Origin of the sequence: Shinella sp. BE166, assembly GCF_051201095.1 — a bacterium.
Classification (GTDB): domain Bacteria; phylum Pseudomonadota; class Alphaproteobacteria; order Rhizobiales; family Rhizobiaceae; genus Shinella; species Shinella lacus.
On the sequence record NZ_JBPEHL010000003.1, the window covers coordinates 239,598 to 264,205 of the forward strand.

Genomic DNA, 24,608 nt, shown 5'->3' on the forward strand with positions numbered 1-24,608 from the left:
ATGGCCTATTTCGAGCGCGCTACGGACAAAAAATCCGAAGCAATAAATATCTTATTTTCAAAAGATTAGCTGAAGTCGCCGTGTTCCGCGCCGTCAACCTCGCGCGGACGGTCGCATCGTCATGCCTCGCGCCAGTTAGACCTGCGAATTAATGGTTTGTTAACCATTTCACGGCTACACCAAAGCAACCGAAAATTAACCAAGATGACTGACGTGTTAACTCAACCACGGCCGATCCGCCTCAAGGGGCGCTCCTTCCTCGCACTCGCCCTAACCCCGGAGCTTCCCTTCGAGGACTGGCTGGTGCGGCTCGACGACCTGGCTGCCCGTTCCGCCGGCTTCTTCCTGCGCCGCCCGGTGGTGCTCGATGTCGAGGGGCTGGAGATCGACCGCGCGGAGCTTCGCGAACTCGTCAGCCAGCTCAATGCCCGCAATGTGCGGGTCATGGGCATCGAGGGCGCGCGCTCCTCGATGCTCGGCGCCGACATGCCGCCCGCGATGACCGATGGGCGCCCGACGGCGGATATCGAGGCGCCGGCAACGGACATCGCTTCGACCACAGACAAGGCAGAGACGTCCGAACCGGTCGCAAAGGCTGCCGCGGCAGTGCCGATCAGCGTTGCGCCGGCCCAGGCCATGCCGATGGCGACGCCGTCGATCGTCGTGACCCGGCCCGTGCGCTCCGGTCAGTCCGTCTTCTTCCCCGAAGGCGACGTCACCATCATCGGCTCCGTCGCGTCCGGCGCGGAAGTCGTCGCCGGCGGCTCGGTCCACATCTACGGCCCGCTGCGCGGCCGGGTGATGGCCGGGACGACGGGCAACGGCGCGGCGCGCATCTTCTGCCGCAAGCTCGAAGCGGAGCTGATCGCCATCGACGGCTTCTACAAGACGGCCGACGACATGGAACCGGAGCTGCGCGGCAAGGCGGTGCAGATCTGGCTGGAAGGCGAGACGATCAAGGCGGCAACACTCGGCTGAACCGAAAACGCGTTCACATAACTGGAGAGGTCAATGGGCAAGGTAATCGTGGTTACATCGGGCAAGGGCGGCGTCGGCAAGACGACGTCGACCGCGGCCCTCGGCGCCGCGCTGGCGCAAGGTGGCGACAAGGTCGTGGTCGTGGATTTCGACGTCGGCCTGCGCAATCTCGATCTCGTCATGGGTGCCGAACGCCGCGTGGTCTATGACCTCGTCAACGTCATCCAGGGCGAAGCCAAGCTGACGCAGGCGCTGATCCGCGACAAGCGCGTCGAGACGCTCTACCTGCTGCCCGCCTCGCAGACCCGCGACAAGGACAACCTGACGCCGGAAGGCGTCGAGAAGGTCATCGCCGCCCTGAAGAACGCCTTCGACTGGGTGATCTGCGACAGCCCCGCCGGCATCGAACGCGGCGCCACGCTCGCAATGCGCCATGCGGATGTCGCAATCGTCGTGACCAATCCCGAAGTCTCTTCCGTGCGCGATTCCGACCGCATCATCGGCCTGCTCGATTCCAAGACGCTGAAGGCCGAAAACGGCGAGCGCATGGAAAAGCACCTGCTCCTGACCCGCTACGACGCCGCCCGCGCCGAGCGCGGCGACATGCTGAAAGTCGACGACGTGCTGGAAATCCTCTCCATCCCGCTGCTCGGCATCATTCCGGAAAGCACGGACGTGCTGCGCGCCTCCAATGTCGGCGCCCCGGTCACCCTCGCCGACAACCGTTGTGCCCCGGCCCTTGCTTATTTCGAGGCGGTGCGCCGGCTGAAAGGCGAAAACCTGCCGGTCACCATTCCGGGCGACAAGCGTAGCTTCCTCGGCAAGATCTTCGGAAGGAAAGCGGCATGAATCTGTTCCGTTTCTTTTCCCGCCCCCAATCGGCGCCAGCCGCGCGCGAGCGGCTGCAGGTGCTGCTCGCCCATGAGCGCGCCTCGACCGGCGACGTGGACCTGATCAACAAACTGCGCGACGAAATCCTGAAGGCGATTTCGAAGCACATGCAGGTCGACGACGAGAAAGTCACCATCAAGATGGAACGCGGCGCCCAGGTCTCGACCCTTGCCGTCGACATCGAAATCCCGTTCGACGCGGGCAAGAAGGCGGCCTGACGGCCGCCCCACCCTTCTGGTCACCTCTTACCGATCCAGCACTTCAAAGGGCTTCCACCGACCACCACACATCATTCAGAGCAGGAGATATCATGAGCCGTTTCGCACTTCTGGAGAGACTAAAGGCAGTCCAGCAGATGCCCAAATATCAGGGGCGCGATATCACCACCATCAGCGCCGTGCTGTCGAACCAGGCGCTCGCGCGGCATGTCGACGTCTGCGAACAGGCAGCCGGCATCGTCCCGCCGCCGGTAGCGACCGCCGGCAAAGCGGCCGGAACGCCGACCGCCTCTGCTTAAAGGTTTCCGTCTTCCCGCAGGGCCGCATCGGTGATCGTATTGTCGACACCGAGTTCGCGGTCCGGCCGGAGACCCAGGCGCTGCAAGTCGCCATGATAGCCCCGCACCGCCTCTTCCGGCTTCGCATCGCCGTTGGCGACCGCCCGCATCCGTTTGGTGAGCGACAGCTGGTGTTCGGCCAAGTTGATCTTGCGGCCGAAAATGGCGAGGCGCGCACCGATCGCTTCCGCGCGGGCAACCATTTCCAGCGCATCGCGGTGCGTGCCGCTCGCCCCGCCCATCACGCCGACGACAACCGTATCGTCATGAGTCACAAGCTCTTCGAGAGCCCGCCGGCCATTATAGACGATCTTCAAGAATTCCGGCCGTTCCGCCCGCGTCAGGCTGGCCAGCGCCCGCACGATGCAGTCGTTGACGAAAGCGCCGGTCTCCGCCACGCCAAAACCGGTCTCGGCATTTGGGTTGAACACTTCGAGGAAATGCCGCTTGCCGGCAGCGCGCGCATCCGCCCGGAAGGTGCGGTAAGCCTCCAGCATGGCGACGTCCGACGCGGCGTCGTTGTTGAAGGTCATGGAGAACAGGCAGAGATCCGCCCGCGCGCGTGAAAGATCGGCACCGCGATAGGGCTGCGCCAGGGTTTCGCGATAACGGCCGCCGCGGACGTTGAGCCAGACATCGGTCGTCTCGTTGGCGCGGAAGGCCGGCGTGACGGAACTAACCTCGAAAACGCCGCGCTCGACGAGCCGCTCGATATTGCCCGCCGAGGCGAGCATGACGTCGACAGCCTTCTCCGCGACGAGCGTCTCCATCTCCGCTAAAAATTCCTGCCGCGTGCGGTTGCCGGCAATCGCGCCCTCCGGTCCACGCCGCTGGCCCATCGTCAGGATACCGCCGGAAATGTCAGCATCCTTGGCGTCCACGAGAATGAAATCACCCGCCCGATAGGCGCCGGCGCGGATGCGCGCCATCTTCTCGTCGTAGCTCTTGGGGGTCATTTCAGGTCCACTCCATGGAACGTCTTCAGCCGTTCGCGAACAGCCGCGATTTCTTCGTTCTGACGGGCGGCCTCCCAGCCGAAGGTTTCGGCGGTCTGTTGGGCCACGGCCTCAACCAGCCGGATCGTCAGTCGGCCGGTCACGGCAAGCGTCGTGCGGCGGAAGACGACGTCGGAGAGCGAGCCGACCTGCTCGTTGCGCAGCACATAGTCCACCTCGCCGGTGCTGTAGTCCGCTGCATCGGGAAGTGGCGCGTCGCTCGGGAAACCTGAGATATGGGCTGCGACCGCGCTGGCGCCCGTGCCGTAATGCGCGAGCAGTTCTTCCACGCGGGCTTCCGGCAGACTGCTTTCACGCGCAAGTTTTGCGATCCAGGCGCGGCGATCGGCATCGTTCTTCGGATAGGCCCGCCCGCCACCGATAGCGAGATCGCGAGTGGAAACCTTGCGCGTTTTGGACAGGCGCGTAAGCAGCATGTCGGCAACCTCTTCCGCATAACCGCGGAACGTCGTCCACTTGCCGCCGACCAGCGAATAGACCGGATAGGGCCGGCCCTCGACGGGCTGGAGGATCGGCGTCGCGTGGTCGCGCGTGATGAGGCCGGGGTCTTTTGCGTCGGAGGCCGGCAGCGGGCGGATGCCGCTGTAGACATAGACGATCTGGTCGCGGGTAAAACGCAGCTTTGGCAGAAGCTTGCGCAGGCTTTCGAGCAGGTAGTCCACCTCGTCGGCCTCGCAGCGCACCGTATCCGGATTGGCGGCCTTGATATCGGTGGAACCGGCGAGCGCGCGGCCGAGATATTCGAACACGAGGCAAATGCGCCCGTCATCCGCCTCGAAATAGATCATCCGCCCCTTCAGCTCCTTCAGGAGATCGGGGTGGTCGAGCAGGATATGCGAGCCCTTGGTGCCGCCGATCATGCGCGACGGTTCGCCGAGGATGGCATTGACCTCGTCGATCCAGGGACCGGCCGCGTTGACGACGATCTTTGGCCGCACCGTCGCGGCCACTTCGCCGGTGAGGCTGTGCACCGTCAGCGCGCCATCCGCCGCTCGCCCCAGCCGGACATGGTTGAGCGCCACGGAGCGCGGGCTATCGGCAAGGCCGTCGCGCACGAGTTCGAGGATCAGGCGCTCCGGGTGGGTGACGGTCGCGTCGTAATAGGTGCCGGTCGCCACAATATCCGGCGTCAGCGCCGGCAGGTCGCGCAGCGACGCGGCGCGGCCGGCCGTCGAATGCTTGGGCATGACGCGGTGGCGCGCACCGTAAAAATCGTAGAGCATCAGGCCGATCTTGATCAGCAGGGCGCCACGGCTGCGCGGCGCGCTCTTCGAGCCGAAGAGCGTGCGCAACGCGGCGCCGATGCCCTTCGTCCACGAAAAGATCGGGATGAGGGTGGGCAGCGGCTTGACGTAATGCGGCGCATTGGCGAGCAGCAGGTTGCGCTCCAGCGTCGATTGCGCGACGAGGCGGAACTCGCCGGTTTCGAGATATTTGAGCCCGCCATGGATGAGGCGGGAGGGGGCGGCGCTCGTGCCGGCGGCATAGTCGTTCTTCTCGACGAGCAGGCAATCGAGCCCCTGGGCCGTCAGGTCGCGGAAGAGACCGGCCCCGTTCACGCCCGCGCCGACGATCAGCACATCGATCTCGCCGCGTGCGGCCATCGCCGCCATTCGTTCGCCCATGCCGCCGGGAAAGGCGCCTGCTGCCGTCGCATTCATGTACTCTTGCCCACTTTCACGATTTCAAGATTGACGCCGGCCTGCTTGAGCCGTGCCCGGTCCCCCTCGCCGACACGGTCCGTCGTCAGCACGACGTCGAAGGCGGTGAGGTCGCCCAACACATTGAGCGCGACCTTGCCGAATTTCGAGGAATCGACGAGCAGGATCTTGCGGCTGGAAGACGCCATCATCGCCTGCTTGACCTTGGTGACCTGCGCGTCCTGGATGAAGGCCGTGACGCCGTCGATGGCGGACGCCGAACAGAAAAGGACATTCGCCCTTAGACTTGCCACGGCTTTTTCGCAGGTGATGCCGATATAGGCATTGTAGTTGCGGTGATATTTGCCGCCGAGGCTGATCAGTTCCACCTCGTCCGCATCGATCAGCTTGCCCGCAGACACATAGCTGTTGGTGATGACGGTGAGCGGATGGGCCTCCGGCAAAAGGTCGGCAAGCGCGCAGGCCGTCGAGGAATCGTCGAGCATCACCGCCTGCCCCGCCTCGACATAGCTCATGGCGGCGCGCGCAAGCGCTTCCTTCTCGGCCTTGCCGATCGTCTCGCGGTAGCGGAAGGTGCTTTCGTAGAGGCCGGACGGCTGGACGGTGACCATGCCGTGCAGCTTGCGCAGCACGCCCTGCTGGGCGAGCGCATCGATATGCCGGTGGATGGTCATGCGCGAGACGCCGAAATGTTCGACGAGGTCCTCCATGCGCGCCTGGCCGGCCCGCATGATATAATCGGCGATTTCTTCGCGCCGTGTGTCCGCCTTCATCCCCGGGCCTCCCCTGACCGTTTTGCGAGATCCTCGATGGCCCGCCACTGGGGCGCCATCGCATCCGCAAGCTGTCTATAGAGATTGTAGCGCTCGGCAAGTTGCGCGCCCCGCACCGGATCCGGCTCATGCGAGCGCAGGATGCGCGTCGTCGCGGCCGCCCCCTCCTCCGGGCTCGGATAGAGGCCGACCGCGGCACCCCCGACGAGCGCCGCACCCCAGGCGGCGGCCTCGTCGGCGGAAGACACGTCCACGATGAGCCCGGTCGCATCCGCAAACATCTGCGCCAGAACCGTGCTACGCGCACCGCCACCGCTGATGCGCATGCGCTTCACAGGAACGGCGGAGAGCAGATCGTCGATATGGAGCTTGTGGTTGAAGACGATGCCCTCCAGCACGGCCTTCAGAAGGTCGCCGCGCTCGTGCCAGCCGTGCACGCCAAAGAAGCCGGCGCTCGCCCCGCTGCCGAAAGGCGAGCCGAAGAGGAAGGGATGGAAGAGGATGTCCGACGGCTTTTCCAGCGCGCGCTCAAGCTCCGGCCGCAGAAGACTATGGATGTCGGTTCCTTCGCGCTCGGCCTTTTCCGAAAGGTCGCGGCAGAAATTGTCGAGGAACCAGTCGTAGTTGGCGGTGGAGGCCGGCGAGATCGCCATGGAGTTCCACCAGCCCTTGCGAATGCCGTTGCGGCAGAACCAGCGCGGATCGACTATCGGCGTTTCGGTGACCAGCTCATTGATGGAATAGGTGCCGGCAACCACCGCAAGCGCACCCGGCGCATGGCCGCCGATGCCAAGCGCCGAAGCTGTCACATCATGCAGGCCGGCAGCGACGGGCGTGCCCTCGACAAGGCCCGTCGCCTCCGCCGCAGCCCGCGTCACCGTGCCGACGATCTCGTCCGGTCGGGAGACGGGCGCCAGCGCCGGCCAGAGGTCACCGAGCCCAAAAACCTCAAGCGCCGCCGGATCATAGGCCTGCGTGCGCACATCCGTAAAACTCGTGCTCGCCTCGGTCAGGTCCGTGCCGACGATGCCCGTCAGGCAGAAGCGCAGCCAGTCCTTGCAGGTGAACACATGGCCGATGGCGCGGTAGCGCTCCGGCTCATACTGCTTGATATGCGCCAGCAACGCCGAGGGTGCGGAGGCATGCGCGGTCTGGCCGGTCAGGTCCAGCGCCCGCTTCGCGACGCCGTCCTTCTCCCACGCTTCGACGATCGCGCCGGCACGGCTGTCGAGCGAAAGGATGCCAGGGCCGAGCGGGCGTTTTTCACGATCGAGCAAATACAGGCCATCGCCATGCGCCGTTGCCGCAACAGCCTTGATATCGCCCGCCGGACGGCCGCTTTTGTCGATCGCCTCGCGGATCGCCTCGGCAGTTGCCGTCCACAGGCCGCCCATGTAGCGCTCGACATGGCGCGGTGCGGGGAAGGATTGCGGAACGCGCCACCGCGCCACCGCGATCGGCGTGCCGTCCTCTTCGAAGATGACGGCCTTGGTGACCGTCAGGCCGTTATCGATGCCCAGAAGCAGCGCCATGTTCGTCTCCATAGCCACGGATTGCGCACAGGAAAACGGTTTCGTCGTCCAGCGTCATATGTAACGTACAAATACGTTATTATATCGAAAATACAAGTTACAAATTTCGAGTGCGCAATGTTCCGACCCGACGACCGGACAGGCCGCCGGTCCCTGGCGCCCTGACGTTATGCCGCAGCCGCAAGGTTGCGTCTTGACCCTTTGTTCACGCTACTCGCGTAAGCAGATCGAGGCGGCGTTTGTCCGCCGACACCGCAATGGGAAAAGGTTCTGCGTGGGTCGCGATGTCGAGCGTACGTTCATTTGAGGTCGGGGATGTCGGTGCGGTCGCGGATCTGTTCCAGCGCCTTCTGCGCAAGACCGGCGAGCCGGCAAGCGAAGACCTGAAGGCCTATCTCCGTTCGCTCTTCCTCGATTTTACCGCCGGCGAGCCGGATATCCGCTCGCGCGTCCATGTGCGCGCCGATGGCAGCATCTCCGGCTTTATCGGCGTGCTGCCGGTCGAGATGGAATTCGAGGGGCGCCGGGTTCGGGCCGCCAATTGCGGCACCTTCGCCTGCGACGACCGCGACAGCGATCCCTTCGCCGGCGCGCGCCTGTTGCGCGACGTGCTCTCCGGCCCGCAGGATCTTTCCTTCACCGAAACGTCGAACGACGTCTCCACCGACATGTGGCGCTCCATGCGCGCGACCATTCTCGCGCCCTACAGCCTCGAATGGTTGCGCATCCTGAGGCCCGCCTCCTTTGCGTTGGAAGCCGCCGCCGGTCGCCTGTCGGCTCTGCGGCTGCTCGACCCCTTGGCAAGGGGCGCCGACGCCATTGTCTGCCGGCGCGGGGAAAAGCAGGCCTGGTCCCATTACACGCCGCTTGCCGGCAAGGCGGACGCGCTTGTCGATGCGCCGGCGACGGACGAGGAATTCTCGAGCCTGTGCCGACAGTTCGTGCGCCACTATGCCCTGCACCCCGTCTGGGACCAGCCGGTGATGGAAACCATGCTCCGGCATGCCGCGCGCAAGGCATTGCACGGCGAACGGGTGCAGCATGTCGTGAAAACCCGCACCGGCAAGGCGATCGGCCTCTATCTCTACTATGGCAAAACCGGCGGGATCGGCCGCACGGCGCAGGTCATGGCGGAGCCGGGGCAGGAAGCGATCGTCATCGACTGCCTGATGCGAAATGCCCACGCGCGCGGCCTTTGCGCCATTCGCGGCCGTACACAGCCCGCGCTGCTGCAGGCAATGATGGGCAAGAAATGCGCCTTCCTGCACGCCTCCTCGACCATCGTGCATTCCCGCAATCCCGATCTCCTCACCGCCATGACGAACGGCCGGGCCTTTCTCAACGGCCTTGCCGGCGAAGGCTGGACGCGCCTCATCGGCGATCGTTTCGGGTAGCGGCCATGTGCGGGATCGCCGGATATTATGGAGGAAACATCGCGCCCGAGCGGGCAGCGGATTGCCTCGGCCGCATGGTGGCGGCGTTGCGGCACCGTGGGCCGGACGCCGAAGGCACCCTGATCCGCGGCGACACCGGCCTTGCCCATACGCGGCTTTCCATCGTCGGCCTCATCGATGGCGCCCAGCCTATGGTGAACGAGGACGACACGCTCGCCGTCTCCTTCAACGGCGAGATTTTCAACTATATTGAGCTGCGCGACGACCTGAAGGTTCGCGGCCATCGTTTCCGCACGGCGTCGGATACGGAGGTACTGCTCGCCGCCTATGCCGAAAAGGGCGTCGCTTGCCTTGCCGATTTCAACGGCGACTTCGCCTTCGCGCTGCATGACGCGCGAACCCGCACGCTGCTGCTCGCCCGCGACCGCATGGGCGTGCGCCCGCTGTTCTATACGGAGCATGACGGCACCCTGTTCTTCGCCTCCGAGTTCCACGCGCTGCTGGCGCTTCCCGGTATAAGGGCCGATATCGATCCGATTGCGCTCGACCAGATCTTCACGCTCTGGTGCCCGATCCCGCCGCGCACTGCCTACCGCAACATCCGCGAACTGCCGCCCGGCCATGTGATGATCATTGAGGATGGCCGGCGCACGATCCGGCCGTGGTGGCAGCTCTCCTATCCCGATTGCAACGATGCGCCGCCGGCCGGCAGCATGGATGGTGCGGTGGAGACGTTGCGGGCGCTGCTCGACGATGCGACCCGCATCCGCTTGCGTGCCGATGTGCCGGTGGGCGCCTATCTGTCCGGTGGCCTCGATTCCTCGCTGATCGCCGCTCTTGCCGCGCCGAAGGCGGCGCGCGGGCTCAAGACGTTCTCGCTGACGTTCCGCAGCGCGGAGCATGACGAAAGCGGCTGGCAGCGGACAATGGCGGCGGCACTAGGCGTGGCGTCGGACAGCGTGGAATGCACCACGGCGGCGATCGCCCGGCATCTGCCGGATGTCATGCGCCACATCCAGTGCCCGATCCTGCGCACCGCGCCCGTTCCGCTCTCGATGCTCTCGGCGCGGGTGCACGAACAGGGCATGAAGGTGGTGCTCACCGGCGAAGGCGCGGACGAGATTTTTGCCGGCTACGATCTTTTCCGCGAGGCCCGGGTTCGGCGTTTCTGCGGCCGGCAGCCACAGTCCGCCCGGCGGCCCCGCCTCTTCCAGCGGCTTTATCCCTATCTGCCGGGCCTCAAGCAGCAATCGCCCGAATATCTTGCGCGCTTTTTCGCCTTCGGCGCTGAGACGCTCGACGAGCCGCTCTATTCCCACCGCCCGCGCTTCCGCTCCACGGCCGCGGCGAAGCTGTTCTTCTCCGCCGACCTGCGGCAAGAAATCGGCGACTACGATGCCGCCGCCGACCTTGCCGCGCAGCTGCCGACCGATTTCCGCCGCTGGCATCCGCTGCACCAGGCGCAATATCTCGAAGCGGCCTTCCTGCTGCCCGGCTATATCCTCTCCAGCCAGGGTGACCGGGTGATGATGGCGAATGCGGTGGAGGGCCGCTTTCCCTTCCTCGACCACCGGGTCGTCGATTTTGCCGCAAAACTTTCGCCGGATGCCAAGCTCAACGGCCTCAAGGAAAAGCACATCCTCAAGCAGGCTGCGCGCGGCCTCGTGCCGGCCGCCATCATCGAGCGCCCGAAACAGCCCTACCGGGCGCCGGACAGCGAGGTTTTCGCGAGCCCCGAGACGCCCGCCTATCTCGACGCCGTCCTGTCGCCGGAACGGCTGGCGGAAAGCGGGCTGTTCAACGTTCAGGCGGTCGGCAAGCTCAAGGAAAAAGTCGTGAAAGGCCAGGTGAGCGGGTTCCGCGACAACGCGGCCTTCATCGGCATCCTGTCGACGGAACTGCTGCGCGTCGCCGGCAAGGCGCACTCACACCAACCTCTATCAGAGATCGGGAAACACTAAAAATGTCCGACGAGACCAGAGCCGCCATCCGCACCTTCATCGTGGATAATTTCCTGTTCGGCGACACCAGCCATCCGCTGCCCGCCGACCTGTCGCTGATCGACAACGACCTGATCGATTCGACCGGCATCCTCGAACTCGTCGGCTTCCTGGAGGAGCGGTTCGCCATCACGGTCGCCGATGCCGATATCGTGCCGGCCAATCTCGACACGATCGAGCGCATAGCCGGCTTCATCGCACGCAAACAGGCGGCCTGACGGCGGAAACGGCCATGCGGATCGAGCGGTATATTGAGGACAGTGCCAGCCGGGACGGCGCCAGGACGGCGATCGTCGCGGGCGACGTGCGCCTTAGCTACGACCGGTTCCTCGATCTTGCAAGCCGCATGGCGACGACGCTGCGCAGCCGGGGCGTAAGGCGGGGCGACCGCGTGCTCATCCTGCTCGACAACGGCTGGCAGGCCGCCGTCACCGTTTTCGCGACCTGGATTGCCGGCGCGGTTATCTGCCCGGTCAACCCGGCGACCAAGAGCCGGCGGCTTTCGCAGATCGCATGCGATTGCCGCCCCGCACTGGCGATCGTGGAAGGTCGGCTCGAAACACGCGCCGCTGACATCACCGAACTTGCCTCCCTGCCCCGCCTTGTGACGGGTAAAGCCGGCAGTTTCGATGCGGGGCTCGACGCCCACCCGTTCGCCCCCGAAAATTTTCCGGATACCGATCTCGCCGCGCTGATCTATACCTCCGGCTCGACCGGCGAACCCAAGGGCGTGATGCTCGCGCACGACAACATCGACGCTGCGGCCCGCTCGATCGCTGCCTATCTCGAAAACGATGCCTCCGACACCATCCTCGTCGTGCTGCCGATGTCGTTCGGCTACGGGCTCAACCAGCTCGTCACCGCCATGCTCACCGGCGCGACGCTGGTCATCGAAAAATCCTTCGCCTTCCCGCAGGCCATTTTCGAACGCATCCGCGACGAACGCGTCACCGGCTTTCCGCTCGTGCCGGCGATGGCCGCGATGATGCTGCAGGCCCGCGACCTCGATCCCTCCCTCTTCGCCAGCCTGCGCTATGTGACGAGCGCCGCGGCTCCCCTGCCGCTCGCCTATCTCGACGGGCTGCGCGCCTTGCTGCGGCGGGTCTCGTTCTATTGCATGTACGGCCAGACCGAATGCACCCGCGCCACCTTCCTGCCGCCGGCGGAAATCGATGCCCGGCGCGGATCGGTCGGCATCGCCATACCGGGCACACGCGCCGAAGTCGTCGACGCAGCGGGCGAGCCGGTGGCGCCCGGGACCGTTGGCGAGCTGGTGATCAGCGGGCCGCATGTCATGCGCGGCTACTGGCAGAACGAGGCCGCAACCCGCCGCGCGCTCAGGCCCGATCCGCGGACCGGCGCGCTGCGCCTCCACACCGGCGACCTTTTCACCGCGGATGCCGACGGCTATCTCACCTTCGTCGCGCGCACGGACGACATCATCAAGTCGCGCGGCGAGAAGGTCGCGCCGCAGGCGGTGGAGGACGTGCTGTGCCGCATGCCCGGCATTGCGGAAGCCTTGGTCGTCGGCGTCCCGCACGAGGTGCTCGGGCAGGCCGTGAAGGCGATCATCGTCGCCTCCGATGCGGCGCTCACCGAGCGCGAAGTCCTGCGCTTCTGCGCCCAGAACCTCGAAGACCACATGGTCCCGAAGACCGTCGAATTCCGCGACACCCTGCCCAAAACCGACACCGGCAAGGCAAGCCGCCGGCTCGCCGCCAACACGACAGGATCGACCGCATGACCGTCCCCTCCTTCGCCCCGCTCGTGCTCGACCCCGCCGCCGAGGTGGAGCGCATCACCGGCTGGATGCGCGAGCGGCTGCGCCTCGACCTGCGCAAACGCGGGCTGGTGCTCGGCCTTTCCGGCGGCATCGATTCCAGCCTCTGCGCGGCCCTTGCCGTGCGCGCGCTCGGCGCGAAAAACGTCTTCGCCCTCTTCATGCCGGAAAACGATTCCGACCCGGAAAGCCTGCGGCTGGGGCGCAGCGTGGCGGAAACATTCGGCATCGACAGCATTCTGGAGGATATCGGCCCGTCGCTCGCCGCCATGGGCTGCTATGAGCGGCGCGACGCCTTCATCCGCGAGGCCGTGCCGGAATACGGAGCCGGCTGGGCGTCCAAGATCGTCTTCGACAGCACGATAACGACGGGCGGCTATAATATCTCCTCGCTCGTCGTGCGCTCGCCGGAGGGCGAGATGCGCAAGGTGCGGCTTTCGGCAAGCGCCTATCTCGGCATCGTCGCCGCGACCAACATGAAGCAGCGCACCCGCAAGCAGCTCGAATATTACCACGCCGACCGGCTGAACTTCGCCGTGCTCGGCACGCCGAACCGGCTGGAATACGACCAGGGTTTCTTCGTCAAGAACGGCGACGGCGCGGCCGATATCAAGCCAATCGCCCATCTCTACAAATCACAGGTCTACCAGCTTGCCGCCCATCTCGGCGTGCCGGGCGAAATCCTCTGCCGCCCGCCAACGACCGACACCTATTCGCTGCCGCAGACGCAGGAGGAGTTCTACTTCGCGCTGCCCTACGACCAGATGGACGTCTGCCTATATGGCTTGGAAAACGCCCTGCCGCGGTCGGAGATCGCCGTCGCGACGGGCCTGAAGGAAACCGAAGTCGAGCTGGTCTGGGCGGATATCGCCGCCAAGCGCAAGGTTGCCCGCTACCTGCACGCCGCCCCGCTCGTCATGGCCGCGGCGACCTGACCGCCGTCAGGATGGAGGCCGACGGCGCCTCGAAGCGCCATGCCGCGAGCCTGCGGATGGTGGTGCGCTGGACGAACCAGACCGCCATGCCGAGCGCCAGCCCGCCGGCAATCGCCGTGATGTGGAACAGGGCGGGCGTGATGCCGGTGCCGTGCAGCGGCACCATCATCACGTCGGGCACCAGCCGGTGGAACAGGTAGATGTGGTAGCTCGCCGCCGCCACCGGCATGAGCTGGAGGAACAGCCAGCGCGGCATGGGCACCGCCGGCACATAGACGAGCGCGACGAAGCCGGCGAAGACGATGAGGTATTTGATCGCCGTGCCGATCCACACGCCATCGACGAAACCGAGAATGAAGAACAGCACTGCCGCCAGCCCGACGAGCAACGCCTTGCTGCGCGGCCCCGGCGCATGGAACGCGCACCAGCCGAGTGCGACGAGATACAGGTTCCAGTAGAGCGTAAAAATCTGCCGGTTGCCGATATCGACGAAGAACGGCCCGATAAACCGCGCGGCGAGCGCGATGGCCAGCGCGCAAAGCCCCGCCGCAAAAGGATTTTGCGCCACGGCGGCGCGCGCCCGCGGCAGGAAGGCGAGCCCGGTGAAGATGAGCAGGATCTGCGTGAACAGCTCCACGAACCAGTAGAGATAGGGCAGCATCGTGTGGCTTTCCGGGTCGGCAAAGCCGAAATTGCCGACGAGGAACACCGAGGCCCAGGGCACCTGTCCCCAGGCCGCCGCATAGCCGGCCAGAACGCCGGCATAGGGCACCAGCACCGTCATCAGCGGCCGCAGCATCGCCTTCCAATCGCCGCTCGCAAAATTGCCAGGCTGGAAGCGCGCCAGGGAAACGCCGACCAGGACCAGCATCAGCGCCGACCCGCCGGGGATCGGCCAGAGCATCTCATGGTGGAGCACCACCAGCAGGATGGCGGCGACCCGGAGCGGAATGTCGATGCCGACGCGCGGCATGGCGGCCTTCTGCGGCTCGCGGGCGGCCAGCGCTTCGACGGTCATGCGCTCCCAGCCCTCGGGCAGGGCGCCCAGCGCGCGCTCCAGCCCGAGCGAGAGTTCGACGAAGCGCAGCGAATCGCCGCCGAGGGTGGTGAAACTGTCCGTGCCGGTGATGGCTTTCGGGAAGAAGGCGCGCCGGAAGGCTTCGCGCACGCCGCCGGATGCGGCGTCCTCGTGCGGCGGCAGGGCGGAGAGCGCGGCATAATCGAGCTTGCCATTGGCCGTGCGCGGCAACGCGGGGATGCGCCGGGCCGCCACATGCAGCAGCGTCAGCCCGCTTGCGGCCGCGAGCTTCGCGCGGACCTCCTCCTCCCGCGCTGCGCCGGTGAAGAAGGCGGTGAGCCGGCTGTCCGTGCCGGTGACGACGACGTCCAGGCCATCGCGCGCGAGTGCCTGTTCGATGGCGTCATGGGCGATGCGAAGGCTTGCGATCTTCGACAGCCGCTTGAGGCGCCCGACGATGCGAAAGACGCCGTCGCCGGTGCGCTCGGCAAGGTCACCGGTCCTGAGGTCATCCATCTCCGCACCGCGCGAAAGATCGTCCCGGCCGGTCGCGTAGCCCATCATGACGTTCGGGCCGGAATAGACCAGTTCGCCGGAAACGCCCGCCCCGGCAATCTCCGCGCCGTCCTCGCCGATCAGCGAGAGGCGTCCACCCGGGATGGCGACGCCGATGCAATCTTCCTGCCCGGCGAGACGCTCAGGCGGCATATAGGCGATGCGGGCGGTCGCTTCCGTCTGGCCGTACATGACGAAGAACCGGCCGCCGCACTCTTCCATGTGCCGGCGATAGCGGGTGACGAGATCGGGCGAGAGCCGCCCGCCGGCGACGGTCATGAAACGCAGCGCCGGCAGGGCGTGCGCCCGCAGCCCTATGCGCTCGAAGAGGTCATAGCTGAAGGGCACGCCGGCAATATTGGTAACGCCGTGCTCCACGAGATCTTCGGCAAAACCCTCCTCCAGGACCGAATGGCGCGGCACGAAAAGGCTGGCGCCGACGGCGAGATGGGAGTTCAGGACCGAGAGCCCGTAGGAATAATGCAGCGGCAGCAGCAGGAGGCCCCGGTCAGCTTCAGAGAGTTCCAGGTAATTGGCGATCGACCGGGCGTTCGCTTCCAAAGCGGTGGCGGAGAGCCGGACGCTCTTGCTGACGCCCGTGGAGCCCGAGGTCGAGAGCAGCAGAGCGAGGTCCGGGTGGAGCGGTTCGGGCGCGAGGTGGATGTCCGCATCCGTACGCCAGCGCTCCCCGACGAAGCGGCAAACGGTTTCGGGCCGGAAGTCCTCGCAGAAGCGCTCGGTGAGCGCCGGCTGGCCGGGCGGCAGCAGGGCCACGGCATGGCCGGCGGCAAGGGCTGCGAGATAGGAGACGATGGCGTGTTCGCAGGTGCCCGCCTCGATCGCCACGAGCCGGCGGCCATTGCCGAACAGCGCGGCGCGGCGCGTGATGCGTTGGGCGAGCTCCGCATAGGTAACGATGCGATGACCGGGAAAAACGAGAGCCGGCCGGGCGCCCCGCGCCGTAAATTCGGGAATGAAGGACAGCGACATCGCCAGAACGCCTTGAACATGGAACGGCCATCCGCGACCGTCTCGGCACGCGCTTAATTTAACATGACATTATATGTCAAGAAAAGCTTCCGGACACGCCGGACTGGTATCCTGAACCTTTCGCAATGGACGCTGACGCACAGGCCAATTCCGATATAGCAATAGGCTTGGACATCGCATGGCGGGAGACCTGGCAGGGACATGGAAGACTTCGACTACGTGATCGTCGGCGCGGGATCGGCGGGCTGCGTGCTGGCGAACCGGCTTTCGGAAAACGGCACATACCGCGTGGCCCTGCTGGAGGCCGGCGGCAGCGATCTGAATTTCTGGGTGCGCATGCCGATCGGCTACGGCAAGGCCTTCTACCACAACACATTGAACTGGAAGTACCTGACCGAACCGGTCCCCGGCATCGCCGACCGCCAGAGCTACTGGCCGCGCGGAAAGGTGCTCGGCGGATCGAGCTCGATCAATGCCATGGTCTTCATCCGCGGCCAGGCACAGGATTTTGATGGATGGCGCGCGCTCGGCAATCCGGGCTGGGGCTATGACGACGTGCTGCCGGTCTTCAAACGCATGGAAGACAATGTCCCCGGCGCCGATCAATGGCGCGGTGCGGGCGGGCCGGTGACGGTCAGCAACATCGAAAAGGTCGTGCATCCGCTTTGCGAAAACTACCTCGCCGGCGGCATCGAGGCTGGGCTGGCGCGCAATCCGGATTTCAACGGCGCGACGCAGGAAGGTATCGGCATCTACCAGATCACCACGCGCAACGGTTTTCGCTGCTCGACCGCGACGGCCTATCTGGCGCCTGCCCGCGACCGGGAGAACCTGCATGTGATCAAGGCCGCGCATGTCACGCATGTGCTGTTCGAGGGTCGCCGCGCGAAGGGCGTCGAATACCGGCGGGGCAACGAAATCCGCCAGATCCGCGCGCGCCGCGAGGTGATCCTCTCCGCCGGCGCCGTCAACACGCCGCAGATCCTGCAGCTTTCCGGCATCGGCGCGCCGGCGATGCTCAAACGCCACGGCATCGAGGTCGTGCATGCGGCCGACCAGGTGGGGCGCAACCTGCAGGACCATATCGGCTTCGACCATCTCTATGCGAGCCAGCGGCCGACACTGAACGACGTGCTGCGGCCCTGGTGGGGCCGGCTTGCGGTGGGGCTTCGTTACGTTCTGACGAGGAGCGGCCCCCTGTCGCTCAGCGTCAACCAGGGCGGCGGCTTCTTCCGCACCAGCCCGGAGCGCACGCGGCCGAACATGCAGCTCTATTTCTCGCCCGTCAGCTACACGCGGGCAATCCCCGGCCGGCGCGCGCTGATGAGCCCGGACCCGTTCTCCGGCTTCCTCGTCGGCGTCTCCAATTGCCACCCGACCAGCCGCGGAGAACTCGGCATCCGTTCCGCCGATCCCTTCGCAGCACCGGAAATCCGGCCGAACTATCTCTCGACGGACGAGGACGTGCAGGAACTGCTGGAAGCCGCGCATTTCCTGCGGCGGCTGGCCGGGACCGGGCCGATGCGCGAGATCATCAAGCACGAGATCAAGCCCGGCGCCGACATCACCAGCGACGAGGATCTTGTCGCGGACATCCGCCAGCGCTCCGGCTCGGTGTTCCATCCCTGCGGCACCTGTGCAATGGGGCCGGAGCCGGCGACATCGGTGGTCGATCCGCGTCTGCGGGTGCATGGTGTCGATGGGCTGCGCGTCGTCGACGCCTCGATCTTCCCGCGCATCACCGCCGGCAACATCAACGCGCCCACGATCATGGTCGGCGAAAAGGGCGCTGACCTCATCCTGGCAGCTGCCCGCTAGGCGGTCTGGTGGCCCTTGGCCTGTTCCTTGCGCATCTCCTTGAGGGTGAGCGCGAGGGTTTCCGCAGCGCTTGCGATCATGCGCGGTGGGGCGGAGCTGAAGCCGAGGATCAGGCCGCGCTGGCTGACCGGGGTGATGGCAAAGCGGCTGATCGGCGAGACGAGCACGTTGCGCTCGGCGGCGCGGCGGGCGACCGCGAGCTCGTCGAAATCCGGCGCGAGGCGCCCGACCGTGTGAAAACCTGTTTCCGTTGGTGCGACCTCCAGCATGCCGCCAAGGTGCTTTTCAGCACCGTCGAGCAGTGCCTGGAGCCGTTCCGCATAGACGCGGCGCATGCGCCGGATGTGGCTGGAAAAGTGCCCGCATTCGATGAAATTCGCGACGACCGATTGCAGGCTGGCGGCCGAGCCCTGCAACGTTGCCCCGGCGATCCGGTAGAAGATGTCGACCAGCTCAGGCGGCGCGACGACGTAGCCGAGGCGAAGGGCGGCGAACAGGGTTTTCGAAAAACTGCCGACATAGATGACGCGGCCGGACGTATCGACGCTCTTCAGCGTCGGCGGCGGATGGCCGGCATAATGGAACTCGCCGACATAGTCGTCCTCGATGATCCAGGCGCCTGCCCGCTCCGCCGCGCGCAAAAGCTCGAAGCGGCGCTGGAGGCTCATCGTAACGCCGAGCGGATGCTGGTGGGCGGGCGTGACGAAGGCGAGACGGAAATCCGGCGCGACTTCCAGGCCCTCGGCGACGTTGATGCCCTCTTCGTCGATGCTGAGCGGCACGAGTTTTGCGCCCGACGAGATCAGGCTGTTCCTAGCCCCGATCGCGCCGGGATTCTCGATCCACACCGTATCGCCGGGGTCGAGCAGCGTGTTGCCGATGCGGTTGAAGGCGTCCTGCGCGCCGTTGAAGATGAAGACCTGCTCGGGCTCGCAGGTGATGCCGCGATTGGCGCGCAGGTGCATCGCCACGGCCCGGCGCAGCTCCATCAGCCCTTCCGGCGGCGGGTAGCCGAGCAGCAGGTTGCGCGGCTGGCGCCAGTAGCGTGTCACCAGGCTGGCCCAGAGCGCCATCGGGAATTCATCGAAGGCCGGGATGCCGGTGATGAAGGGCCGCGGGTTTTCCGGATGCGCCAGGCGGGGAAAGTAGTGTTCCGAGGCATCGGCGCTGAGTTGCGCGAGGCGCGGCGGGCTGCGGATTTCGTCCGGGCTGCTCTTCGGCGGCGCGACCGGCCGACCGTCGCGAAGCGTATCGGCGACATAGGCCCCGGCGCCGATGCTGGAGCGGATCAGCCCTTCGGCGGCGAGCTGCTCGTAAACGCTGATCGCCGTGGTGCGCGAGACCGCGTGGTCCTTCGCAAGCGTGCGGCTGGAGGGCAGGCGCTCGCCGGGCGGCAGCTCGCCAGACAGGATCATTTCCCGGAGCGCCGAGCAGAGCTGCGTGCTGATCGGCGTGCGGGACGTGCGGTCGAAATGCAACGACGGCAGCAGCGCCCCGCCCGGATACTTCACCATGCCCCACTCCCGCCCTGTCGTCCGCCCGCAATAATGGTCCGCTACATAAAGCAAAGTGGACCTTACCGCTCAAAGACTTTGCGATGATTGTCATACCAATTCGCGGCGTCAAGTGGCCATCCACATTACGCCATCCGCCAGCCAGATTGGCCCAGGGACACGTTAGAGCGTCATGAAGATCAAGCGCATCGAGACCTTCTGCAACCGGTATGTCGGCTTCGTCCGGGTGACCGACGAGACCGGCGCGACCGGCTGGGGCCAGGTTTCGACCTACAATTCCGACATCACCTCCGAAGTGCTGCACCGCCAGGTCGCGCCCTATACGATCGGCGCCGAGATTACAGACCTCGACAACCATCTCGACCGCATCTTCGAACGCGAGCACAAGTTTCCGGGCTCCTATCTCTACCGCGCCATGTGCGGCCTCGACACCGCGATCTGGGACCTGCGCGGCAAGCACGCCGGCAAGCCGGTGGCGGCGCTGCTCGGCGGCTCCGCCGGGCCGCTGCGCGCCTATGCCTCCTCGATGAAGCGCGACATCACGCCGGCCGACGAGGCCGAGCGCTTCAGGCGGCTACGCGGCGAATACGGGTTTGATGCCTTCAAATTCCGCGTCGGCGCGGAGTGCGGGCGCAACCAGGACGAATGGCCGGGCCGCACGGAAGAGATCATCCCGACGATCGCCAAAGCCGTCGGCGAAGGGGCCAGCCTGCTGGCCGACGCCAATTCCTGCTACTCGCCGGCCCGCGCCATCGAGGTCGGGAAGATCATGCAGGACAACGGCCTCGTGCATTACGAAGAACCCTGCCCCTATTGGGAGCTCGAACAGACCAAGGAAGTCACCGAGGCGCTCGACATGGACGTGACGGGCGGCGAGCAGGATTGCGACCTGCCGACCTGGCGCCGCATGATCGAGATGCGGGCCGTCGATGTCGTGCAGCCAGACATCTGCTATCTCGGCGGCATCAGCCGCACGTTGCGCGTTGTGCGCATGGCGGAAGCCGCCGGAATTCCGGTCACGCCGCACGCCGCCAACCTCTCCATGGTGACGCTTTTCACCATGCACCTGCTGCGTGCCATTCCGAACGCCGGCAAATATCTCGAATTCTCGATCGAGGGCGAGGATTATTACCCCTGGCAGGACGGCCTGTTCCGCAAGTCGCCCTATGACATCGTCGACGGCAAGGCGACCGTGACGGACGAACCCGGCTGGGGCGTAGAAATCGATCCGGAATGGCTCGCCAAGTCGAGCTATCAGGCAAGCGAGGCGAACTGACATGAGCACCGACACCCTCGTCAGCGAGTATTTCTCGACCGGTACGCTCACCGGCCTGCCCACCGGCCATTTCATCGACGGCGCCTTCGTGGCCGCCGCGGGCAACCGCACGATGGAGACCTTCGACCCCGGCTCCGCCCGCGCCTTCCATGCCTTCGCCGCCGGCGACGGAAGCGACGTCGACCGCGCCGTCGCAGCCGCCCACAAGGCGCAGCGCGACTGGGGATGCACCAAGGCGGGCGCCCGCGGCGCGATCCTGTTCCGTGCAGCGCAGATCATCCGGGCCGAAGCCGCACGGCTTGCCGTGGTCGAAAGCCTCGACAGCGGCAAGGCCTTGCAGGAGGCGGAAGGCGACGTCGCGGGTGCGGCGCGCTGCTTCGAATATTATGCGGGTGCGGCCGACAAGATCCAGGGCGACACCTTCCCGCTCGGCACCGACTATATCGGCTATTCGATCGAGGAACCGGTCGGCGTCACCGGCCATATCATCCCGTGGAACTATCCGCTGTCGACGGCGGCCCGCAGCATCGCGCCCGCACTGGCCGCAGGCTGCACCGTCGTCGCCAAACCGGCGGAACAGACGCCGCTGACGGCGCTGATGCTCGCAGACATCCTCCACCGTGCCGGCCTTCCCGCCGGCGTGTGCAACGTCGTTACCGGCACCGGCGCTGACGCTGGCGGACCGCTGGTGTCGCACCCGGATGTCCGGCACGTGACCTTCACCGGTTCCGTGCCGACGGGCATCCGGGTCATGCAATCGGCGGCCGTCAACGTCACCAGCGTCGTGCTCGAACTCGGCGGCAAGTCGCCGGTCATCGTCATGGCGGATGCGGACCTCGATGCCGCCGTCGAAGGCGTGCTCGGCGCGATCTACGAGAATGCCGGGCAGATCTGCTCGGCCGGCTCCCGCCTCGTCGTCGAGCGCGGGGTGCATGCGGAACTGGTCGAGCGCATCGCGGCGCGCGCCGGCGCCCTGAAAATCGGCCATGGCCTGCGCCGGCCACAGGTCGGAGCACTGAGTTCCGCCGCCCATCTCGACAAGGTCGCCGGTTATGTGGACGGGGCACGCGAGCGCGGCATAACGGTCGCCGCCGGTGGCCGTCGCGCGTTGGATCAGGAGAGCGGCACGGGCTGGTTCTTCGAGCCGACCATTCTCGATGCCGTCAAGGCGGACGATGCGGTGATCCAAGAGGAGATTTTCGGGCCGGTGCTTTCCGTGCAGGTCGTGGACGGCGAAGAGGAAGCGGTCGCCATCGCCAACGGCACCGATTTCGGCCTCGTCGCCGGCATCTATACCCGCGATTTCGGTCGCGCCCACCGCATGGCGCGCGATATCGACGCCGGGCAGGTCTTCATCAACGAATATTTTGCCGGCGGCATCGAGGTGCCTTTCGGCGGCAACAAGCTGTCGGGTTTCGGCCGCGAAAAGGGCTTTGCGGCGCTCAAGAGCTACACGCGAACCAAGAGTCTGGCGGCGAAGATAAGCTGAACGTCATAATGGTCTTACGGCAAGGAGATATGGACCTTTCGGGGAAGCCAATCTCACTCTTTGATGCCAACGGCTAAAAAATCGGGAATCGAGCGCCATCGTCGGGAGTGAGATGGTCCTCAGCAGAAAAGAACGCCGGAAAAACGGCGACTTTCAACAGCCAAATGGAAGAGGAGAACAGCATGAAAACCAAATTCGCGCTCGCCGCGACGACGGCGCTTGCCCTGCTCGTCGCAAGCACCGCAGCCCAGGCCGAAACCCTGCGCCTGCTCACCTGGGGCGGTTACGCGCCCGACAACGTCATCAAGCTCTTCGAGGAAGCGAACCCCGACATCACCGTCGAAGTGACGCTCTCCAACAACGAGGAAATGGTCGCCAAGCTCCGCGCCACCGGCGGCGCCGGCTACGACCTTGCCCAACCGAGCCATGACCGCATCTTCGCGGCCCAGCAGGAATACAACATCTACAAGCCGCTCGACCTGTCGAAGATCGACACGGCTTCGCTCGCGCCGAACCTTCTCGAAGGCGTGAAGGCCAATGCGACGATCGACGGCGCGCTCTATGCCGTGCCGCACCAGTGGGGCACCTCGGGCATCGTCGCAGACGTTTCCAAGGCGCCGGACGTCAAGGGCTGGGGCGACCTCTGCAATCCGGAATACAAGGGCCGCACCTCGATGCGGCTCCGCCGTACCATCCTGCTCGGCACGGCCTTCGCGCTCGGCAAGGACCCCTTTGCGCTCTATGGCGACAAGGCGGCCTACCAGACGATGCTCGACGAGGTGACGGAAAAGCTGATTTCCTGCAAGGACAACGTCAAGACCTACTGGAACGGCGGCGACGACCTGTCGACGCTCTTGCTCTCCGGCGAAGTCGTCGTCTCGGAAGCCTGGGATTCGACGGCCTTCAAGCTCTACGGCCAGAACAAGAACCTGGTCTACGTGCCGCCGGAAACCGGTGCGCTCGCCTGGATCGACACCTTCGTCATCCCGCGCAAGGGCGAGGCTGACGACGCCGCCTACAAGTGGATCAACTTCGTCATGAAGCCCGAGATCGTCAAGCTGATGTCGGACTCCACCGGCGCGATCGCCGCCGTCAGCAACGGCATCGACCTGCTGCCGGACGACAAGAAGGCCGCCGTGCAGGCCGCCTTCGACGAAAAGGATCTGGCGAACCTGAAATTCTTCGCCAACATCCCGGCAGGGCTTGAAGACATGGAAGGCAAGGCGCTCGAGCGCATCAAGGCCGCCACGTCGAACTGATCCGTCCCAGGACTTGACGCCAGCCGGTCGGGGGCCTTCCCTCGGCCGGCTGGCTTCAGAATAAGCCGCAATGCGGCTCTGATTTGCGAGCACTCCATGCACGACCTTCAATGCGAAAGCCTGAGCAAGCGCTTCGGGGCCTATACCGCCGTCAACAGCGTGTCCTTCAACGTTCCGCGCGGTTCGTTCTTCTCCATTCTCGGGCCATCGGGCTGCGGCAAGACCACGCTGATGCGCATGATCGCCGGCTTCGAGGAGCCGACGAGCGGCGACATTCGCATCAAGGGCAAATCCGTGCTCTCGACGCCGCCGAACAAGCGCCCCGTCAAGATGGTGTTCCAGCATCTCGCCCTCTTCCCGATGATGAATGTCGGCGAGAACATCGCCTATGGCCTGCGCTGCCGCGGCGAGAACAAGGCCGATATCAGCCACAAGGTGGCCGCCGTGCTCGACCGCGTTGGCCTGCCCGGCTCGCAGGAAAAGCAGGTCGCCCAGCTTTCCGGCGGCCAGAAGCAGCGCATCGCGATTGCCCGCTGCATGGTGCTCGAACCGGACGTGCTGCTGCTCGACGAACCGCTCGGCGCGCTGGACCTCAAGCTGCGCGAGCGCATGAAGATCGAGCTCAAGCAGTTGCAGCACCAGTTCGAGACGACCTTCCTCTATATTACCCACGACCAGTCGGAAGCCCTGCTGATGTCGGACAATGTTGCGGTGATGAATGCCGGCCAGTTCGAGCAGATCGGCTCGCCGCAGGAGCTCTACAACGATCCGAAGACTGGGTTCGTCGCCGGCTTCGTCGGCGACAGCAACCGCTGGCCGGGCCGCGCGCTTTCCGTTTCGGACGGCAAGGTGCGCGTGGCGCTCGACGGCGGCGGCGAGGCGATCGCGCAGGCGGGCGACGACCGGATTGCGGCCGGCAGCGCGGTCGAGCTGTTCGTGCGGCCCGAAGTGCTTTCGGTCGGTGCGGGCAGCGAGAACCGGCTGGCGGGCACCGTCGAAAGCCTGCTCTTCAATGGCGCCAGCAGCCGCATCCTCGTGCGCAGCCAGGGCGGCAACCTCGTCGAGGTCGGCCAGGCCGTGATGGACGGCACCGGCCGCATCGTGCCGGGTGCGGCCGTCGATATCGGCTGGAGCCACGGCCACGGCCGCTGCTTCAGCGTGTCGAGGTAACGG

The 24,608-nt window shown here is 65.7% G+C and carries 20 protein-coding genes; 14 read left to right on the forward strand and 6 right to left on the reverse strand.

The window, feature by feature from the left end:
• Window positions 1-204 precede the first annotated feature (204 nt).
• The 4 genes from minC to J2Y63_RS08525 all read left to right on the forward strand — a co-directional run bounded on the left by minC (window position 205) and on the right by J2Y63_RS08525 (window position 2,386).
• A complete protein-coding gene (minC, locus tag J2Y63_RS08510) occupies window positions 205-978 on the forward strand; it encodes a septum site-determining protein MinC (RefSeq protein WP_435265704.1) in 774 nt (257 codons plus the stop codon).
• A gap of 33 nt (window positions 979-1,011) precedes the next feature.
• Entirely contained in the window at window positions 1,012-1,827 is an 816-nt protein-coding gene (gene minD / locus J2Y63_RS08515; RefSeq protein WP_256116480.1) for a septum site-determining protein MinD, read from the forward strand.
• Entirely contained in the window at window positions 1,824-2,087 is a 264-nt protein-coding gene (gene minE, locus J2Y63_RS08520) for a cell division topological specificity factor MinE (protein ID WP_256116479.1), read from the forward strand. Before minD ends, minE begins: the two co-directional genes overlap by 4 nt.
• A 92-nt stretch (window positions 2,088-2,179) precedes the next feature.
• Window positions 2,180-2,386, forward strand: coding sequence for a hypothetical protein (locus J2Y63_RS08525; RefSeq protein WP_435265705.1), 207 nt, complete (start codon window positions 2,180-2,182; stop codon window positions 2,384-2,386).
• Here the strand turns inward: J2Y63_RS08525 and J2Y63_RS08530 are convergent.
• The 4 genes from J2Y63_RS08530 to J2Y63_RS08545 are packed head-to-tail and all read right to left on the reverse strand — an operon-like array spanning window position 2,383 to window position 7,407.
• Window positions 2,383-3,381: a hypothetical protein gene (locus tag J2Y63_RS08530; protein WP_435265706.1), complete on the reverse strand. Its 999-nt coding sequence runs from the start codon at window positions 3,379-3,381 to the stop codon at window positions 2,383-2,385. The two genes, J2Y63_RS08525 and J2Y63_RS08530, sit on opposite strands and share 4 nt — an antisense overlap.
• A complete protein-coding gene (locus J2Y63_RS08535; RefSeq protein ID WP_435266068.1) occupies window positions 3,378-5,066 on the reverse strand; it encodes an FAD-dependent oxidoreductase in 1,689 nt (562 codons plus the stop codon). The genes J2Y63_RS08530 and J2Y63_RS08535 overlap by 4 nt, the downstream gene beginning before the upstream one ends.
• 32 nt (window positions 5,067-5,098) lie before the next feature.
• Window positions 5,099-5,875: a DeoR/GlpR family DNA-binding transcription regulator gene (locus J2Y63_RS08540; RefSeq protein ID WP_435265707.1), complete on the reverse strand. Its 777-nt coding sequence runs from the start codon at window positions 5,873-5,875 to the stop codon at window positions 5,099-5,101.
• The gene (locus tag J2Y63_RS08545) at window positions 5,872-7,407 is read right to left on the reverse strand and encodes an FGGY-family carbohydrate kinase (protein WP_435265708.1); all 1,536 of its coding nucleotides are present in this window, start codon (window positions 7,405-7,407) and stop codon (window positions 5,872-5,874) included. Before J2Y63_RS08545 ends, J2Y63_RS08540 begins: the two co-directional genes overlap by 4 nt.
• A 284-nt stretch (window positions 7,408-7,691) precedes the next feature.
• On the opposite strand from J2Y63_RS08545, the gene J2Y63_RS08550 reads away from it, so the two are divergent.
• Genes J2Y63_RS08550 through nadE form a run of 5 tightly spaced genes read left to right on the forward strand, consistent with a single transcriptional unit; the run spans window position 7,692 to window position 13,516 of the window.
• Window positions 7,692-8,801 (forward strand): hypothetical protein, encoded by a 1,110-nt coding sequence (locus J2Y63_RS08550; protein WP_435265709.1) that lies wholly within the window; start codon window positions 7,692-7,694, stop codon window positions 8,799-8,801.
• A 5-nt stretch (window positions 8,802-8,806) separates the two neighbouring features.
• Complete coding sequence (gene asnB, locus J2Y63_RS08555; protein WP_435265710.1) at window positions 8,807-10,762, forward strand: asparagine synthase (glutamine-hydrolyzing); 1,956 nt, start codon at window positions 8,807-8,809, stop codon at window positions 10,760-10,762.
• 2 nt (window positions 10,763-10,764) lie between these two features.
• Entirely contained in the window at window positions 10,765-11,019 is a 255-nt protein-coding gene (locus J2Y63_RS08560; protein ID WP_435265711.1) for an acyl carrier protein, read from the forward strand.
• Between the two features lie 14 nt (window positions 11,020-11,033).
• Window positions 11,034-12,545, forward strand: a complete 1,512-nt coding sequence (locus J2Y63_RS08565) for a class I adenylate-forming enzyme family protein (RefSeq protein WP_435265712.1) — start codon at window positions 11,034-11,036, stop codon at window positions 12,543-12,545.
• A complete protein-coding gene (gene nadE / locus J2Y63_RS08570; protein WP_435265713.1) occupies window positions 12,542-13,516 on the forward strand; it encodes an NAD(+) synthase in 975 nt (324 codons plus the stop codon). Before J2Y63_RS08565 ends, nadE begins: the two co-directional genes overlap by 4 nt.
• Here the strand turns inward: nadE and J2Y63_RS08575 are convergent.
• Window positions 13,497-16,079 carry an AMP-binding protein gene (locus tag J2Y63_RS08575; protein ID WP_435265714.1) on the reverse strand — a complete coding sequence of 861 codons (2,583 nt, stop codon included), beginning with the start codon at window positions 16,077-16,079 and terminating at the stop codon, window positions 13,497-13,499. The genes nadE and J2Y63_RS08575 overlap by 20 nt on opposite strands.
• A 201-nt stretch (window positions 16,080-16,280) precedes the next feature.
• Here J2Y63_RS08575 and J2Y63_RS08580 point away from each other — a divergent pair, with 201 nt between their 5' ends.
• Window positions 16,281-17,897, forward strand: coding sequence for a GMC family oxidoreductase (locus J2Y63_RS08580; RefSeq protein ID WP_435265715.1), 1,617 nt, complete (start codon window positions 16,281-16,283; stop codon window positions 17,895-17,897).
• On the opposite strand, the gene J2Y63_RS08585 is transcribed toward J2Y63_RS08580, so the two are convergent.
• Entirely contained in the window at window positions 17,894-19,411 is a 1,518-nt protein-coding gene (locus J2Y63_RS08585; RefSeq protein ID WP_435265716.1) for a PLP-dependent aminotransferase family protein, read from the reverse strand. The two genes, J2Y63_RS08580 and J2Y63_RS08585, sit on opposite strands and share 4 nt — an antisense overlap.
• Window positions 19,412-19,583: 172 nt before the next feature.
• On the opposite strand from J2Y63_RS08585, the gene J2Y63_RS08590 reads away from it, so the two are divergent.
• The 4 genes from J2Y63_RS08590 (at window position 19,584) to J2Y63_RS08605 (ending at window position 24,605) form a co-directional block, all read left to right on the forward strand.
• Window positions 19,584-20,687, forward strand: a complete 1,104-nt coding sequence (locus J2Y63_RS08590; protein ID WP_435265717.1) for a mandelate racemase/muconate lactonizing enzyme family protein — start codon at window positions 19,584-19,586, stop codon at window positions 20,685-20,687.
• A 1-nt stretch (window position 20,688) separates the two neighbouring features.
• Window positions 20,689-22,176, forward strand: a complete 1,488-nt coding sequence (locus J2Y63_RS08595) for an aldehyde dehydrogenase family protein (RefSeq protein ID WP_435265718.1) — start codon at window positions 20,689-20,691, stop codon at window positions 22,174-22,176.
• Window positions 22,177-22,358: 182 nt separating this feature from the next.
• Window positions 22,359-23,435 (forward strand): extracellular solute-binding protein, encoded by a 1,077-nt coding sequence (locus J2Y63_RS08600; RefSeq protein ID WP_256116462.1) that lies wholly within the window; start codon window positions 22,359-22,361, stop codon window positions 23,433-23,435.
• A gap of 96 nt (window positions 23,436-23,531) precedes the next feature.
• Window positions 23,532-24,605 carry an ABC transporter ATP-binding protein gene (locus J2Y63_RS08605; protein WP_435265719.1) on the forward strand — a complete coding sequence of 358 codons (1,074 nt, stop codon included), beginning with the start codon at window positions 23,532-23,534 and terminating at the stop codon, window positions 24,603-24,605.
• Window positions 24,606-24,608: the final 3 nt, after the last annotated feature.